This is a genomic window from Anoxybacillus sp. EFIL (genome assembly GCF_013096955.1).
GTDB classification, from domain to species: domain Bacteria; phylum Bacillota; class Bacilli; order Bacillales; family Anoxybacillaceae; genus Anoxybacillus; species Anoxybacillus ayderensis.
Genome location: NZ_SDLH01000124.1, coordinates 1 through 392, shown reverse-complemented (window position 1 = coordinate 392; position 392 = coordinate 1). Strand labels below are relative to the sequence as shown.

Here is a 392-nt window from a genome sequence, read left to right as displayed (position 1 = left end):
GTCCGGAACTAGTTCCTATCTTACCAGTTGAATCAACACCAAAAATTGTTGTGAACAAATCCTATTTCGAATTGGACGCAGCTGCTTCGTTTGTTAACAGTTACTATTACTCTGTTTTTGACTCTTAGACTCAATCACCGAGTGTGACGATTGAGAATAACACGTTCAGTTTGGGAACCAATACCATGACTATTCATGCGGTAAATAAATTTGGTTATTCAGATACTGCAACGATTATTGTTCAAGTAAATGGCAGACCTAAAATTCAAGCTATTTCTAGCAATGTAGAGGTTTCGATTCATGAAACCATTGATCTGTCGACCTATTTTTCAGCCACAGATCCAGAAGATGGGAATCTACAAGAGAAGATTGAATTCCTATCAACCGTCAAT

Annotated in this window: 1 protein-coding gene; it reads left to right on the top strand. The window is 37.5% G+C overall.

Translation table 11 applies throughout. The features are described from left to right. Positions 1-185: 185 nt before the first annotated feature. On the top strand, positions 186-392 hold a 207-nt coding region (locus ES017_RS15820), incomplete at its 3' end, for a hypothetical protein (RefSeq protein WP_216367611.1).